The sequence below is a fragment of the Nisaea nitritireducens genome, assembly GCF_014904795.1.
Lineage (GTDB): Bacteria > Pseudomonadota > Alphaproteobacteria > Thalassobaculales > Thalassobaculaceae > Nisaea > Nisaea nitritireducens.
This window is the reverse complement of record NZ_JACZFS010000031.1, coordinates 162,141-178,270: the sequence shown is the minus strand read 5'-3', so window position 1 is coordinate 178,270 and position 16,130 is coordinate 162,141. Positions and strand designations below refer to the sequence as shown.

Annotated in this window: 15 protein-coding genes; 3 read left to right on the top strand and 12 right to left on the bottom strand. The window is 58.2% G+C overall.

What is annotated here, in order from left to right; translation table 11 throughout:
* The first annotated feature begins 324 nt into the window (after positions 1–324).
* Entirely contained in the window at positions 325–828 is a 504-nt protein-coding gene (locus IG629_RS11660; RefSeq protein ID WP_193172117.1) for an HIT family protein, read from the top strand.
* 376 nt (positions 829–1,204) lie between these two features.
* Here the strand turns inward: IG629_RS11660 and IG629_RS11655 are convergent, their stop codons facing one another.
* From IG629_RS11655 to IG629_RS11635, 5 genes are all read right to left on the bottom strand, one after another.
* Positions 1,205–2,764 (bottom strand): hypothetical protein, encoded by a 1,560-nt coding sequence (locus tag IG629_RS11655; RefSeq protein ID WP_193172116.1) that lies wholly within the window; start codon positions 2,762–2,764, stop codon positions 1,205–1,207.
* Between the two features lie 95 nt (positions 2,765–2,859).
* Positions 2,860–3,321, bottom strand: coding sequence for a hypothetical protein (locus tag IG629_RS11650; protein WP_193172115.1), 462 nt, complete (start codon positions 3,319–3,321; stop codon positions 2,860–2,862).
* 125 nt (positions 3,322–3,446) lie between these two features.
* Complete coding sequence (locus IG629_RS11645; RefSeq protein WP_193172114.1) at positions 3,447–4,124, bottom strand: fumarate hydratase C-terminal domain-containing protein; 678 nt, start codon at positions 4,122–4,124, stop codon at positions 3,447–3,449.
* Positions 4,088–5,050, bottom strand: coding sequence for a fumarate hydratase (locus IG629_RS11640; RefSeq protein WP_193172113.1), 963 nt, complete (start codon positions 5,048–5,050; stop codon positions 4,088–4,090). The genes IG629_RS11645 and IG629_RS11640 overlap by 37 nt, the downstream gene beginning before the upstream one ends.
* Before the next feature lie 149 nt (positions 5,051–5,199).
* Positions 5,200–5,853 carry a hypothetical protein gene (locus IG629_RS11635; RefSeq protein WP_193172112.1) on the bottom strand — a complete coding sequence of 218 codons (654 nt, stop codon included), beginning with the start codon at positions 5,851–5,853 and terminating at the stop codon, positions 5,200–5,202.
* 227 nt (positions 5,854–6,080) lie between these two features.
* Here IG629_RS11635 and IG629_RS11630 point away from each other — a divergent pair, with 227 nt between their 5' ends.
* Positions 6,081–6,218 (top strand): hypothetical protein, encoded by a 138-nt coding sequence (locus IG629_RS11630; protein WP_193172111.1) that lies wholly within the window; start codon positions 6,081–6,083, stop codon positions 6,216–6,218.
* A 16-nt stretch (positions 6,219–6,234) separates the two neighbouring features.
* On the top strand, positions 6,235–8,709 hold the full coding sequence (locus tag IG629_RS11625) for a helicase C-terminal domain-containing protein (RefSeq protein WP_193172110.1): 2,475 nt from the start codon (positions 6,235–6,237) through the stop codon (positions 8,707–8,709).
* 277 nt (positions 8,710–8,986) lie between these two features.
* On the opposite strand, the gene IG629_RS11620 is transcribed toward IG629_RS11625, so the two are convergent.
* The 7 genes from IG629_RS11620 to IG629_RS11590 all read right to left on the bottom strand — a co-directional run bounded on the left by IG629_RS11620 (position 8,987) and on the right by IG629_RS11590 (position 16,089).
* On the bottom strand, positions 8,987–9,547 hold the full coding sequence (locus IG629_RS11620; RefSeq protein ID WP_193172109.1) for a hypothetical protein: 561 nt from the start codon (positions 9,545–9,547) through the stop codon (positions 8,987–8,989).
* Between the two features lie 445 nt (positions 9,548–9,992).
* Positions 9,993–11,279 carry a DUF3422 family protein gene (locus tag IG629_RS11615; RefSeq protein ID WP_193172108.1) on the bottom strand — a complete coding sequence of 429 codons (1,287 nt, stop codon included), beginning with the start codon at positions 11,277–11,279 and terminating at the stop codon, positions 9,993–9,995.
* Positions 11,280–11,378: 99 nt separating this feature from the next.
* On the bottom strand, positions 11,379–13,136 hold the full coding sequence (locus tag IG629_RS11610; RefSeq protein WP_193172107.1) for an L-aspartate oxidase: 1,758 nt from the start codon (positions 13,134–13,136) through the stop codon (positions 11,379–11,381).
* Positions 13,133–13,474, bottom strand: a complete 342-nt coding sequence (locus IG629_RS11605; protein ID WP_226886625.1) for a succinate dehydrogenase — start codon at positions 13,472–13,474, stop codon at positions 13,133–13,135. Before IG629_RS11605 ends, IG629_RS11610 begins: the two co-directional genes overlap by 4 nt.
* Positions 13,471–13,800 carry a succinate dehydrogenase gene (locus IG629_RS11600; protein ID WP_193172106.1) on the bottom strand — a complete coding sequence of 110 codons (330 nt, stop codon included), beginning with the start codon at positions 13,798–13,800 and terminating at the stop codon, positions 13,471–13,473. The genes IG629_RS11605 and IG629_RS11600 overlap by 4 nt, the downstream gene beginning before the upstream one ends.
* The gene (locus IG629_RS11595; protein WP_193172105.1) at positions 13,800–14,534 is read right to left on the bottom strand and encodes a succinate dehydrogenase/fumarate reductase iron-sulfur subunit; all 735 of its coding nucleotides are present in this window, start codon (positions 14,532–14,534) and stop codon (positions 13,800–13,802) included. The genes IG629_RS11600 and IG629_RS11595 overlap by 1 nt, the downstream gene beginning before the upstream one ends.
* A gap of 118 nt (positions 14,535–14,652) precedes the next feature.
* Positions 14,653–16,089: an amidohydrolase family protein gene (locus IG629_RS11590; RefSeq protein WP_193172104.1), complete on the bottom strand. Its 1,437-nt coding sequence runs from the start codon at positions 16,087–16,089 to the stop codon at positions 14,653–14,655.
* Positions 16,090–16,130 lie beyond the last annotated feature (41 nt).

Here is a 16,130-nt window from a genome sequence, read left to right as displayed (position 1 = left end):
CCCGCCATCGTCATCCCTGCGCATGCAGGGACCCAGAGACCGTAAAGCTCCGCCCGTCATCCCTGGGTCCCCATTTTCATGGGGATGACGTGTAGGGTTTGAACGCGATGCGTTTGCGACCGGCAATTGGGGTGCGTGTCGCTTTAACGCCCAGACCCACACCCCACCACCGTCACCCCGGCGCAGGCCGGGGTCCATCGATCATGGAGCGGCGTTTGTCATCCATGGATCCCGTCCTCCGACGGGATGACGGCCGAGGTCGGACGCGATACGCTTGCGGCTGGCAATTAGGTGTCGTGGCCCCTTAGTTCTTGTTGAGTCGTGATGGACATCGAAACCCGGCGAACGCCGATAGATCTGAAGGAGCTTCATCGCGCCAGCGCTGCAGGGACGTGTTTCATCTGCGAATTGATCGATCGAAATCCCGAATTCGAACACGAGATCATCTGCGAGACTGACCATGCGGTGGCCTTTCTGAGCAAATTTCCGACCATGTTCGGCTATTGCCTTATCGCGCCGAAAAGACATCTGGAACAGGTCACGGGAGATTTTTCCGAGGCCGAGTATCTCGATCTGCAGCGTGTCATCTATCGCCTGAGCGAGGCTGTCAGGAAGGTTCTCGCGCCGGAGCGTGTTTACATCCTCAGTCTGGGGAGTCAGCAAGCCAATGCGCATGTGCATTGGCATATAGCCCCTCTCCCGCCGGGTGTGCCTTTGGCGGAGCAGCAATATCATGCGCTGATGCATGAAAATGGCGTGGTGACGCCGACAAAAGAAAGCTGCGTCGCGTTTGTGAAAAGGCTTCGTGAGTGTCTACGCGACCTCTGATTCGATGGCCTCATTTGGTTTGGGAACCAAGGGATGTTTCCCTTTACTTCCCAGACCCACCCCGGCGCACTTCACCCCGACTCACCCCCGCCATCGTCATCCCTGCGCATGCAGGGACCCAGAGACCGTAAAGCTCCGCCCGTCATCCCTGGGTCCCCATTTTCATGGGGATGACGTTTAGGGTTTGAATGCGATGCGTTTGCGGCCGGCAATTAGGGCGCGTGTCTCTTTCGTTCCCAGACCCACCCCACCCGTCACCGTCACCCCGACGCAGGCCGAGGTCCTTTGATCGTGGAGCGGAGCCCGTCATCCATGGATCCCGTCCTTCGACGGGATGACGGGTCGGGCTTTGGTGCGATGCGCTTGCGACTGGCAATTAGGGTGTGTGTCCCTTTAATTCAGATGTATTGCTTTGTGTGTATCCGCGAATATTGTGTATCGCAAATATGTTTGATTTAAAGCGTTCTTTAATAGAATTGAAGTCATCGTTAAGTTGTTTCTCAACTGATGGATTGTTTGTTTTTACAGAGTAAGCTTGAAGAATTTTTGGATTACCAAGAAATACCTTAACTTTTCGTCCTTTTTTTATTTTTTCTGTCACAGGACGTCGTATTACAGAGAAACAAATTCTGTCTCCGAATGGCTCAGTAATTGAGTATATGCAATCATCTATTTGCATTATCGAGTCTGTATGTGCATCTGCGTCGGTGTTGAGGTTCAAATCAATACTGAAAGATGGTTGATCAATAAGGGCTTGAATTTCGATCAGTCGATCTATATCAAAAAATATTTTTTGAGCGCTTATTTCTACATCTGCGTTAAAAAAAGTTCTGAAAAAATAGCATATATGTTTGAGAGTATTCCAAGTTTCAACAGGCGCGGAGTCATCTATTTTGATTTCCGCTCCGAGAATTCGTTTTTCATCAATCCATAGCTGAATATCTACAGGCCCGTCGTGACACCATCTCATTATGCTTGAAATGTCTTCTAAATCTTTGATTTTTATTAATTTATCTGGGTCAAAATTAATACTAAAATCAGATTTTTCATCGAGTCTCCATAGAATTTCGAAAAAAATTGCGGAAACACGGATTATCTTAAATCGATCGTCAAATTCGCCCAGACCAGTTGAAAAAACCTGACCATCTAAAGAGACAGTTTGGAGGGAATTTATTCCACGAAAGTCGATTCGGCATTTGGTAGGGGATACTGGGCCAATGCTGGCAGTGCCTCCTTTAAATTCGACGAGAGGAAATTTATCAGAAATCCCAAATCTAGAAGGCGTGAAGTTGAATTTATCAATTTCTATTGGTTTGTTAATACCCAGTAATTGTTTAATAAATCCATCTTCGTCTTTCATGGAAAAAGTAATATTACCATTTCCATAGCCGTCCTCGTATCCTAGGGTTTCAGCATACTGTCTCTTTTTCATGTTGTAGAGTGGTCCATGTTGGGTAATAGTTTTTTCCATCCAATAAAGTAAATTATATGTATGATCGTCTTTATTGTCGAAACGAAGACTTATATATTTCCGATTTAATTTGTGTCCTTCGAGGTCTGCTTGACGTACAGCCTTGAGACTCTTGTAAATCAAATCATCCCAATAATGTAGAGCATATATTTTTAGTTCTTGATCTTTTGGTTGATGGAAGAGAACCACAAACCAAGGATCTTTTTGCTGGCTGGATTGTCTCGCGTTGGTGAGTTTTATCCGTGTTTGGCAAGCTGCTTGGGTAGTAGATTTGATTTGAACATAGGCCTGACTTCCAGCCGGCATGCTCTCTGCGGGTCCAGAGTATTGATTGGGCGGAAATTCGACCAAAAAATCCCACCCCATCTCGTCTTCAGTTGCTGAGTGGCAGAGTAAACCTGCATCAGAGCACATTACCGAGAAATGCCGTTCAGCCGATTTAGCTAGTCTACGATCTCTAGTCATCGGGTTCCAAAACAACTTTTTTATTGTCATCTTTTAGATGATAGGAGGTGTCTCTTTAATTTTAGGGCACCAGGATAATGAATTTCGTTAGTCGTCTATTCTCGAAATTCAAGTGTAGTATTGCAGCGCGGGCAGTTGGCAGTCTTCGTGCGCGTAGCCCCACCGCTCTCTTGCAAGATTGACTTAACATTGTCTTGAAAGCACGTAGGGCATAGCCAGTGAACTGGTTCGTTTCCGCGTAGTTCTTCCCTAATGCGATACGCAATCGCACCAGGTGAAATTGGTGAGCGAGACTGGAGTTCGTAACGCTCCTTCTCGCCAGACCACTCTTTCAGCCGCGACAGCTCTGCTTCCAGCTTCTCAACCTTCTCTGCAAACGCAGCTTGAGCGGTGTAAGCGGCGATTGCTTTCCCTTGAGCATCCATAAGAGCAGAATTCAGTTCAGCAACCGCATGTTGAATTTTGTCGTCTCGGTTTAATTCAACCAAGCCTTTTGTGACGTCAAAAGCTGCTTTAAAACTAATAAATAAATCCTGAATTGAGTCGGTGTCGACCATAATTAGTGCCTCTACTTTTGAGTGTTCAATATATTATGAGAATTCATATAAGAGGCAATTGAGTTCTGTTGCGGCGCCTTTGCGACCCGGTGTTATCAAGGTTCGACTGCTTGAGTGCCAGTAGCTCAAATCAGCTCCTGCTCCCGGTCATCCGTCTCCCCGAACCGTTGCAATGAAGGCTTCTTCAGCCCCTCATAGAGCTTGTCGATCCCTGCATTGATCTCCCGGTTGTTCCGTTCGAACAGGGAGTTCCCGGCATGGTCGCTTTCCACCAGCAGCGGGCCGAATTTTTCCACTTCCAGCACCCACATGGCCTGGGCGATGCCGAGCTCGTCGAGCCAGTGTGCCGCCTTCACCTGTCTGATCCCGCGTCCGAGCAGGGCGCCGGTGCCGTAGCCGACTGTGGTCAGGTAGACGGCGCCGGCGGGGACGAAGAGATTTTTGTAATCCTCTTCCGACATGCCGCCCTTGCCGATCACCATTTTGGCGCCGGAGGCCTTGAACCAGTCCTTCATCCATTTCGAGAACCGGAAGCTCGCCGTCGCGGTGACGGCGCTGACTTTCAGGCTGCCGTCTTCCTGCTTTGCTGCGGCGGGGGAGCAGTGGAAATTGACGTTGCCGAGCTCCGCAAAGGGGGCGGGCGGGGCCGCGCCGTCTGCCAGGATCTTTTTGTAGACGCCTTCCCGGGCCGTATAGATCAGCCCGTCGAGATAGACCACGTCGCCGAGTTCAAGTGCGGCCAGTGCCTCGTCCGTGACGGGTGTTTTCAGGCGGACTGTCTTGCGCTCTGGGGCTTTTCCCATGAGACCGTCTCCCGTCGCATATAGGGGGTGAACCAGTTTGGATCGGTGCGGAATTCCGCCCGCCCGTCCGCATGAAGCCGCACCGTGGCGCGGCGGGAGGAGAGGCAGAAGGCGTGCAGGCTCATCGGCATGCCGCCTGTGTGCGTATAGCCAGCCTCGATATGGCAATCGACCACCATGCTCTTGCCGACAAACCCCATGGCGCCCATGCCGATGGAATTGCCCAGCTCCTGCAGTTCCAGCTCCAGCGCGGCGATTTCGGGGTCCGGGTTGCGGTCGCCGACGGTGCGCAGGCAGGCGGCCTGCTTGCCGAGCACCATGCAGGTGTCTTTCGAGCCGCCGAGCCCGACGCCGACAATCGCGGGCTGGCAGGCCAGGCCGCGTTTGCCGAAAGCGATCATGCCGTCGAGGAAGAAGCGCTTGATGCCGTCGATCCCGTCGCCCGGAAACAGCATCCGGTAATCGGTGCCGAACAGCCCGCCCTTGTGCACGGTGGTGATGTCGACCCAGTCCGCGTCCGGCTCGAAGCTGTATTCGATCTCCGGCGCGTTGATGCCGATATTGTTGTTGTGATCCGTCCGCCAGAGCGGATGCACCCGGTTCGGCCGCAGCGGAATGTCGTGCGTGGCCCGGGCGGTGGCGGAACGCAGGGCCTGCTCAAGCGCGATGAAACCGCCCTCGATCTTCGCCTCGTTCCCGGCCTTCACGTAATAGCGCGGCACGCCGGTATCGGCGCACATCGGCCGGCGGTCTTCGGACGCCGCCTCGTAATTCTCCAGCATGGCTTCCAGCACGAAGGCGGAAAGATCCCCGTCCTCGGCCGCGGCCATCCCCTTGATGCCTGCGAGATAGTCGTCCGGAATATCGATCCCGGCCTTGAACATGATCTCGTAGGCAGCCTGTTCGGCTGCTTCTTTACTGATCACCAGCGTTCCTCCCTGTGTCAGGCCACCCCGAGGGGCAGCCTGTCGGGAGAAAGCCTAGACCCTTTTCCCGCGCTTGGGGAAGGGCAGGGCCGGAAAGGGTGCCGTTCCGGCGGTGCGTTCCGGTCCTGGGCGCGGGTTTGAGCGGATTCTTAATGAACGCTGACGATCTCCCAGACATCGCCGGGCCGCAGGCAGGCTGTGCCGACCTGTTGCTGATTGCTGCTGCCGACCGCGACGCTGCGCCGAAACTCCCGGCAGTAATCTCCCGACGCGGGTGTCTTGCCTGCCTGCTGTTGCCATGCGCCATCGGGCTGAAGGCAGGCGGTGCCGTATGCCGGAACCGCAGAACCGCCGATGCTGATCGTGTCCTGATACTCGCGGCAATGGGCTGTCGTGACGGGCGCCGGAGTGGGGACAGGCACGGGCACATAGGTCGGCACCCGGATCACTTTCGGGGGTGTTGCCGGGTATACGGGCACGACCTTATAGACGGTGCGCGTTTGCTTCCGGGACGTGACCCAGTGGCATTTGCCGCGCACGATCTCGTAATGCCCCGACCCGCGATGATGCACATTCTTGTTCTTGTAATAGGTCCGGCAATAGCTGTCGGGGTAATTGCCGCGATCATGCCTGTCCGGATTTTTCCAGGAGGCGGACAGGGCCTCGCCGGCGGCGAAGACAATCAACATGCCGATCAGGCCGGCGGCGATGCGGAGCAGCAGAAGGCGGGGAGGCAAGATGGCGTGCGTGGTCGTGGGAAATTCCGATCCCGGAAATGGCGTCTCGGAATAAGAACGGCCCATGACGGAAAATCCGTCGGGGATGCCGTGTAAAAGTGCGTGACGCGGCTATTTCCCGTCCGGCTTCTTCAGCGCGCGCCGCCCGAAGTCTTGAGGAGCTGGTCTGCGGTGTCAAACCCGGAGTGAACTCTCCAGGTGCTGGCGGCCGAATAGGCCGTCAGGCCCTGCCGGGTGGGGAGCGGTCGTTCCTCTGGAGCTGCCGGGCGGCTCCGATGCGCCAGGAGAGTATAATGGCACAAAAGAAAACACTGGTACCCGCCAAGAACACCGCCGACGCGGGGAACTCGCAAGTCTCAGATGCCGATGCCACTATCGATGATCCCTTCCATCAAGTAGCTTGTGCCAAAGGAAAGCGGTTGAACCACTGAGTGCCGGGAGGGGTGTATGTCCTTGGATTTCGGAAAACTGAACGCTGGGACAGCGACGAAGCAAACGGATCCGCGAAAGATATTCACCACGCTGAAGCGCGATGGTCGCTTCAAGCGTCCGCTCGATGAACAATCGGATGTGCTGGACGCGTGGTACGCACGCAGGCCAGCAAAGGATCTGACCATCAAGATGAACACCGGCGGCGGCAAGACGGTGGTCGGCCTGCTCTGCCTTCAGAGTTCGCTAAACGAGAACATTAAGCCCGCCGTCTACGTCACCCCGGATAACTATTTGGTCACGCAAGTGCTAGCGGAAGCCGACGCGCTGGGGATTACCGCGACCGACGACGAGAAGGATCCGGACTTTCTGGCTGGTCGTTCCATTTTGGTGGTCAACGTCTACAAGCTCATCAACGGTCGTTCGGTATTTGGGGTTGGCGAGAAGAGAATTCCGATAGGCTGCATCGTTATCGACGATGCGCACGCTTGCCTGGGGGTCGTGAATGACCAGTTCAGTGTAAAATCCAAAGCTGGAAGCCCGGTCTACGATGGATTGCTGGCGCTTTTCGAGGACGATTTGAAGGCTCAGTCGCCCGCTGGTTTACTCGACGTCAAGGCTGAGGATCCCACCCTCGTCATGTCCATTCCCTACTGGGCGTGGCAGTCCCGTCAGGACGACGTCGTCAGTCTCATGCACACCCAGAGGAAGACCCAGGAGCTTGAATGGAGCTGGCCGCTGTTGAGCGAGTGCATTCCACTATGTACCTGCGTATTTGGAGGGGGAAGACTCGAGATCGCTCCACGCTTTGTTCCGATTGATCGGATTCCGTCGTTCGCCACGGCACAGAGGCGCATATACATGACGGCAACTCTTGCTGACGACGCTATTCTGGTCAGCCATTTTCAGGCCGACGCTTCGGAAGTAGCTGATCCCATACGACCGAAGGGTGGTGGGGATATTGGGGATCGAATGATCCTCGCGCCACAGGAGATAAATCCCGACTATACGGTCGAGGAGATCAAGGCACTGGTATCAAGCATAGCAGACGATGTGAACGTGGTCGTCATTGTTCCCTCCAAGCAGCGGGTTGATTTCTGGAAAGGAGTGGCTGCCCAGATCTTGGACAGGGACACTATCCACGCAGGAGTCGAACGCCTCAGGGCCGGACATGTGGGCTTGACGGTGCTGATAAACAAGTACGATGGCATCGACCTGCCGGGAGAGGCATGCGAACTGCTCGTCATTGACGGTCTTCCAGAAGTGTATGCTCTAGGCGAACGCCTTGAGATGCAGCTTCTTGACGGGACCAATAGGCAACTGGTCCGCCAGATACAACGTATTGAGCAAGGTATGGGCCGGGGGGTGCGATCGAGCGACGACCACTGCGTTGTACTGCTGCTCGGCGGGAAGTTGACCCAAAGACTGCATCAGCCCGACGCAGAGGAGATGTTTTCGTCGGCGACCCGAGCTCAAATCACTCTTGGAAAGGAGGTGGCTACCCAGGTCAGGGGGCAACCCCTCGAAGAACTCGAGCCGATTCTGGATCTGTGCTTAGAACAGGACGACAAATGGGTCCAGGCCGGCCGAAATGCCGTTGTTAATGCACCGACGATCAGCGGAGGCCATCTTGACGAGAACCAAGTCAAGTTTCGGGAGGCATTCGACGCCGCCCGCATTGCTAGGTACGACATCGCTATCGCAAAGGCACAGGAAGCGGTGAATGGAACGACCGAGGCACAGGTCAAAGGCTACCTGAAGCAGCAACTTGCCGAGTACACCAACTTCACGAACCCCTCGCAGGCGCAGGAGTTGCAACTCGCTGCCTTGGGCCATAACTCGCGTCTGCTCAAGCCGATCGCTGGGGCTACCTACAATAAGCTAAGCGCGCCGCCCATCGGCCAGGCCGCAGCAGCTATAGCCTTCATGGAGAGGTTTCTCGAAGGCAACGATCTCGTCATCTGGGTGAATGGTCTTCTCGACGACCTGGATTGGGGAGAAGAGGGCACCAAGCGGTTCGAAGCCGCCATGTTGGACTTAGGGAAGTTCTTAGGATTCGGGTCGCAGCGGCCGGAGGAAGAAGTCGGCCGCGGCCCGGACAATCTTTGGGCACTTGGCGGGCTTAATTATCTAGTGATTGAGTGCAAGAGTGGGGCAGTCTTGGCGGACAGAATTTCGAAAGGCGACACCAATCAGCTGAACGGCTCGATAATCTGGTTCGGCGAGAAGTATGACAAGACGTCCTCTGCGACGCCAATTATGGTTCACCTCAAGACGGTCTTTGAGCATGCCGCTGCGCCGCATCCAGACATACGGATCGTGAACGACCTAGGTCTGAAGAATTTGCGGGGTGCTGTTCGTGCCTATTCCGTGTCGTTGGCCAGTTCCGGCGGTTATAGGGATGCGAAGGAAGTGGCGAAGCAGCTTCAGCACTACAGGCTATCTGCCGCAGACATTGTCGGACTGTGCAGCGTCGCTCAAGGTGCGAAATAGAAATCTTCCGCTGAGCAATTGGCCTCGCCGAAATCTGACTAGAGGTTAAAACTGCACAGAAATGAAGGGGCCGCATCTCTAGGTCGACCTCAGCTACGGCATGACCAAAGCCCCAATGACTGCTTTGGGTCGGGTAGGACAGGGTGATGCGACTGATCGGGGGAATGGGCGCAGGACGGAGTCCGACCCAACTGCCGTTCTCTGACCCAAACCCGCCATCATCTGAACAATGCTGGTCATGTCTCTTCTCTGGCGAGGGCACCTAGCGTGCATATGTTCACCAATCCTCTGGGCCCTGCATCGTACTATAACTGCTGATTTCGCTCAAATGTGTTCCCACTATGACGCGTTCTTCATCCCAAACAGCGTATAAAACCTCCGCGCCATTGTTTTCGTTATTGTTTAATTCGAATTTATATGTATCTAAGAATAGTTGCTCATAATATTTTGCAAGTCTATTATCGAATTCATTAAAGGTTACATACAGCATTTCCTCTTTATTCCATTTATTTTTGATGTGAGCAGATACTCTGGTATCTGGAGGACCTTTGCCAACATATTGACACTCCATCGTATGGCACTTGTGATCATCACAGTTCTCGTATTCTTTCCACAAATGATAAAGTCCACTCTTTCCGCGCATAGGCCGCAAGAATTTTGATGGCAGTAGATCACCAATTTGGAAGTGTTCATTCGTTGGGATGTGCATACAATACCAACTACTGTTGACAATTTCGCTCGCAAGAACGGGGTGCTTAAGTTCCATGTTTGCGATTTTATCAAAACTAGAATAGTCAATAAATTGGCAGGGAAAATCGTGGTCGATACAATTTGGCATTTTCTCAGACCTTCGCCATTTCACAGCCACAACTAGATTGTCTCAATCTCTCAACCGGCCAACACAGTATACAGGCGCAATTACCGGAGCGACATACTGCAAGTTCTGAGAGACGAACGTCTGTCTGGTCAGCATTGACGGCTCCTGGCTAATCACCTGTCGCAGCCGATCATCAAGGGATTGACCCCTCCGGGTCGTGCGCTAACGAGGCAGAGGATGACCGCTCTGCGTCGGTTCCCGCCATCCCCAGCGGGGTACCAAGCGTCAGATTCTCACCACCAGGCGCGCCCTATTGCGCGAACAGCGCATCGCTGCCCGCAGCCGGAACCCATGCATGAACTGCGCGGCATAGCACCTCTCCCGACGCTGCTCATACAGTCTTCACATGGTGCTCATCAGTAGACTTGAGAAAAATACAAACATCTAAAACATGCGCTGAGCGGCGCTACTTCCCGTCCGGCTTTTTCAGAGCCCGCCGGGTCAGCCGGTGCAGGCTGAACCAGAGCGCGATGACGAGGACCGGAAGGAAGGCGGCGGAGACAATTGTCGGATCGAGCGTGATCAGGTGCGCCTTCACCATGCCTTCCAGCAGATATTTCAGCAGATTGACCGCGTAATAGCTGATCGCCACCACGGACAGGCCCTCGACCGTGCGCTGGATGGCGAGGGACTGGGCGGCGCGGCGGTTCATGCTGTCGAGCAGGTCCCGGTTCTGCCGCTCCACCTTCACCTCGATGCCGGTGCGCAGCAGGCTGGACAGGCGCGAGGCCCGTTTGGAGATCGCCTCCTGCCGGCTTTGCACCGACCAGCAGGTCCGCAGGGCCGGATCGATCCGGCGCATCAGATAGTCGAACAGATGAATGTAGCCGTTCAGGTTGACCGCGCCGAGCTGGCGCAGCCTTCCCTCGACGATCTCGAAATAGGCGGTGCTGGCACGGTAGCGGTAGCTTGAGCTGGCGATGATGGTCTCCAGCTCGGCCGAGAGCGCGGCCAGAGGGTCGAGCAGGCTTTCGTCGCTGCGGTCCTGATCGCCGTCGGCGAGCTCGGCGGCGATCTTGGCCAACCCGCGCTCGATCCGTTCCAGCTTCGGGCTGCTTTCCCGGGCAATCGGCAGCGAAAGCAGGGAGAGGCGCCAATAGGTGTTGAGCTCCAGCACCCGCTGCACGGTCTGGCCGAGCAGCTCCTGGCCGAGGTCGCCGGCGCGCAGATACATCCTGTCGAAGCCGTCGTCATGGGTGCGCAGGTCGCCGTAGATCTCGACCCGCTCCTTCTCCATGCGATTGGCGAACACCTCGTTGCCGTCGAACCAGCGGGACAGCTTGTTGCCGTCGAGCGGTGCGTCCACGCCGTCCGCGACCGCGAGATGCACCGCGACCATGACCTCGCCGAACTTCGCCTCTTTCCAGTCCGCCGGCAGCAATCCGAAAACGGTTTCCTCGAACGGCGCCTCGAAGCTCTCCTCGCGGACGAAGGTGTAGGTCGAGAACTCGGTATGGCGCTCCCACTTCACGGTGAAGGGGCCGAGATCGGCGGTGAAATGCTTCATGTCGGCGGAGGGCTCGGCCTTGCCGAACTTGCGGCAGAGCGCGACGAGATCCTCGAAATCCCGGTCGCCGCCATGCTCGCCTGTGCCGAAACCGATATGGCTGATGCGCAGCGGCGCCCGCACCGGACGGATCGGGCGGGCGTGCAATTCCAGGGTCAGCGAGTCCCGTTCGGGATGAAATTTCACTCTGTCTTGCCCTCCAGAGGCAGAGCCGGTCCGATGCTCACTCTACCCGTGTGCGTCCGCTTCGCCTATGAGGCGAGACGCCGCGCTTTGTTCCGGGCGCTATTCAGCCGCCGTTGGCGGCGCACCGGCCTCGTCCTCGATCAGAGACTGGCCCGGCGTGACGATGGAGAAATCCACCGGCACCATGTCCAGCGCCAGCCCGGCATCGGACTGGGTGATGCGGGTGAAACGGGTCTCCTCCAGCGCTCCGGTCTCCGGGAAATCCTCGCGGAAATGGGCGCCGCGGCTGTCCTCGCGGCCGAGCGCGGCGGTGGCGATCACGGCGCTGACATCGATCTGGCTCTCCAGGTTCATCCAGTCGTGCCAGGTCATGTTGAAGGCCCGGTCGCCGTCGGCGAGGCCGGTCTCGTGCAGCTCCGCCCGGAAATCGCCGAGCGCGGTCAGGGCCGAGCGCAGACCGTCGCGGGTGCGCAGGATGCCGACATCGTCCCACATGCAGTGGCTGAGACGTTCGCGCAGGTCGGAGAGGTTGCCGCCGCGCGCCTGGAAGGGGTGTTCTGCACGGGAAATGCCGGCTTCGAGCACGGTTTTGTCGGCTTCGCGCCAGGCGGCGTTTCCGGTCCGCACATAAGCCGCCATGCTCTCCCCGGCGATGCCGCCGAAGACGGTGGAGTTGGCAACGCCGTTGCCGCCGAGCCGGTTTGCGCCGTGTACCCCGCCGCAATCCTCGCCTGCGGCGAAAAGACCGGGCAGGCCGGTGCCGCAATCCAGCTCGAATTCCACGCCGCCCATCATGTAATGGGCGGTCGGCACAACTTCCACACGTCCGCCGGCCAGATCGAAGCCGCAATCGGCGCAGCGTTCCACCATCCCCTTGAATTTGTTGGCAACATTCTCCGGACCGAGATGCGCCATCTCAATAAAAATACCCCCGTTTGGTGTGGTATTTCCGGCCCGCATTTCCGAGTAGATCGACCGGCTGACAATGTCCCGCGTCGCCCTCTCTCCGTGCTCGTGATACCGGCTCATGAAGCGCTCGCCCGCGCCGTTCAGAAGATATCCGCCGGCGCCCCGCAAGCCTTCTTCCAGCACCGTGCCGGTCATCCGCGTATCCGTCCCCGCCAGCAGCCCGGTCGGATGAAACTGCACCATCTCCATATCCCGCAACGGCAGGTTCCGCCGCAGCGCCATCGCCATGCCGTCGCACGCCTTGTCGCCGGACGGCGTGTGATAAAGAAACATGGTCGGCCCGCCACCGCTCGCCAGCAGCACGGCCTTGGCCTCGACATAGCGATAGGTCCCGGTCCGCATGTCCACCAGCAGAACTCCGGCGATGCCGCTGCCGTCCCGCGCCGGTATCAGCTCGATGGCGCGGTGTTCCTCCAGCCTGTTCACACCGCGCGCCCAGATCTGCTCCATCAGCCGGTTGACGATCTCGATCCCGGTCAGGTCGCCCTTGTGCACGGTCCGGTCGAAGCTCTGCCCGGCGAAGGCCTTCTGATGCAGGGAGCCGTCCGGATTGCGGTCGAAGAAGCAGCCGAGTTCGTTCTCCAGCTCATGAATCCGCTCGACCGCCTTGTCCACCAGCTTCCAGGCGAGATCCTGGCGCGGCAGCCACTTGCCGCCGACGATGGTGTCCATGAAATGCCGCTCGACAGAATCGCCGGGTGCCAGCGCCACATTGTAGCCGCCCTGCACCATCCGGGTGCAGCCGCATTTGCCGATCAGTCCCTTCACCGCGATGGTGACGTCCAGATCCGGGTCCGCCTGCAATGCATGCAGCGCGGCCATCAACCCGGCGCCGCCGGAGCCGATGATCAGGATATCGGTGCGAAGAGTTTCGAGAGATTGGCTCATAGCGCGACGATCCAGAAAAGAAGCCCGGCCAGCACGGAAGCGCCGGCGCCGAGGGAAATCAGGGTTTTCAGGGGATCGCGCCAGGGCAGGAACTCCAGCGCCAGCACCCGCAGCCCGAAACCGAGATGCAGGGTCAGCAGCATGACCAGCCCCCATTCGGCGACTTTCACCAGCGGCTGATCTGTCCAGGCGATCACGCTGTCGAGCGCGGCATCGCTATCCAATGCCAGCCCGAGCACGAGGAAATGCACCGGCAGGAACAGCGCAAGGGCAAGGCCGGAAAGCCGGTGGCCGAGCGCCGCCCACCAGCCCGGATGGTTGCGTGAGGCGCGCATCATACCGTCACCGCCAGCACGGCACGCAGGCCGAGGCCGAGCAGCAGGGCGCCGAAACCAAGCGTGGCGAAATCGAGGGAACGGCCACGCCAGCCGGTCCATTCCCGCAGGATGTTGCGCAACCCGATCGGGGCATGCATCGCCACCGCCGTCACGAACAGGCCGTAGAACGCGGCCCATAGAAGATTGCCCCGGGTCCGGCCGAGGATCTCGGCGGCCGACAGCCCGCCTTCGATGGCATAGAGGATCATCACCAGATGGGCGAGCAGGAGCGGGACCAGCAGCATCGCGCTGGCGCGTTGCAGCAGGTAGAGGCGGGCTTCCAGCATCAGAGCTCGCCCTTCATCAGGGCGGCGAGCGTCATCCGCTTCAGCCCGGCGATTCCGGCGGTCGGGTTGAGGCCGACCGGGCAATGCTCGACGCAGCTTCCGTGGCTATGACAGGAATGGCAGCCGCCGCTTTGCGACACCGCCTGGAGCAGGCCCGCCTTGTCCGCGTCCCGCTCATCGTTCGCGAGCGTCCAGGCCCGGTTCAGGGCGGCGGGGCCGAGATAGTTTTCATCCCAGCCGACCACATCGCAGGCGGCGTAGCAGACCGCGCAATTGATGCATTCGATCCCTGCATTCGCGGCTTTCCGTGCAGGACTTTCGGACGAGACTGGGGCCATCGGCTCATGACGGGTGCGGGTCGGCTCATGCCGGCCGCGGGCGCCCTGCCACTTCTCGAAGAATGGGGCCATGTCGGTGGCGAGATCCTTGATCCGCGGCAGATTGGCCAGCGGCTCGATCCTGAGAAGACCGTTCTCGGCAACGCGGGAGACATGGGTCCGGCAGGTCCAGCGGGGCTTGCCGTTCACCTGCATGGCGCAGGAGCCGCACATCCCGACCCGGCAGGCGAAACGATAGGCCAGCGCGGGCTCTTCGTTCCGCTGCACCCAGGTGACGACATCCAGCACGGTCTGGCTTTCCCGGCGCGGCACACGATAGGTCTGGAGCGCGCCGTCTTCGCGGCCGCGCCAGATCTCCACCGTCAGCATTTCTTCCCTATCGGCGGTGTCTTGCATTCCACCACTCCTTTTTATGTCGGGGAGTGTGGCGCCGAATTTGGAGGACGGAAAGAGGCGGGCGTGGAAAAAGTCCGGTTCAGTCCCGGCAGCTAGTCTCAGGGGTAAGTCCCAGGGGTTAGTCGTAGCGGCTTTGGCCCCAGAAGCCTGACCGGGTCTCCAGCAGGGAGGTGAGGCCTGTCCGCTCCAGCGCCTTTGCAATGGCGGCGTCCGCCGCGTCCAGCACGCTGCCTTCGTCGAGACTGGTGACCGCTCGGCTGCGCATCAGGACTTTGCCGTCGACGATCGTGGTGTCGATATCGGCACCGTTGGCGAAGTAAATCGCCCGGTGCAGCGGCATGTTGGCGGGCACCAGATGTGGCTTGCGCAGATCAAGCAGCACGATGTCGGCTTTCTTGCCGGGCTCGAGCGAGCCGATCTCGCTCTCCATGCCGATGGCCTTCGCGGCATCGATGGTCACCATCTCCAGCGCCTTGCCGGGCGGCAGGATCTGGTCGTCACGGAAATGACGGCGGTGATAATGCATGGCCTGCTGCATGTGCCGGATCATGTCTCCGGACCGATCCGGCGCGGGCGCGTCCGAGCCGATGGCGACGGTGATGCCCTGATCGATCAGCTCCGGCACAGGACAGCGGCCCTTGATCGAGGCCACGGCAGACGGATTGTGCACCACGCTGGCACCAGTCTCGCGCAAGGCAGCGATATCCGTCTCGGTCAGATTGGTGCAGTGGGACAGGAAGGCATCCTCGCCGAGCAGATCCTGCGCGTTATGAGCATAGGCAATACTTCCTTCGCGGTGACCGTCCTGGGTGAAGCGGAGGCCCAGCTCGCGCGATAGGGCGCGGACTTGCCGTGCGTGCTCGGTCACAAGATCGGCTGTTACGCCCTCCGGCAGAGGCTCGTCCAGGCGGGATACGGGATAGGTGATCGCGACCGCAAGCCGTTCGCTCTCCGCTCCGTGCCATTTCTCTGCAATCTTCCGGCTGACGTCGAGTTGCCGCTCGAAGCTGATATCCCGCTCATCCTCGCCGTGATCCCAGTCCTTGAAACACCACGGGAAGGGCGGTCGGTTGGCCCCGACGGCGAGCATGGCGCGGGTGCCGGCCTGCTTGATCGCGTTGAAATGGGCATCCGCGACACCGGGATGATCGGTTCTGCTGATACTGTCACCGCCACCCAGCATGGAGACACCCGTGGTAACGCCCGCCTTGATCCGCTCGAGGGCGAAAAGCGCTGCGTCCGCTCGCCAGAAATCTTCGTCAGAGCCAAGCGTATAGATCTGCCGGCAAGCGTTGAACCAGGTCGCGCTGTCGTCGCTGCCGAGAGTTTTCACCAGCGCGTGCCCGGCATGAGCATGAGCGTCGATCAGGCCCGGCAGCACCAGCATGCCGGTCGCATCAATGATTTCCGCGTTTTCGGTTGTGCTGATCGCTTCGTTGGGCCCTGCGATGGCCACGATCCGTCCGTCCCGGACATGCACCGTGCCGCCGTCGATAACCCGCCGTCCGGAATCCATCGTGACGACGGTGCCGCCGCCTATCACAAGATTGCGCATCGTCTCTCCAGGGCAAACAACTTGGAGTTAAAGGGTATTCA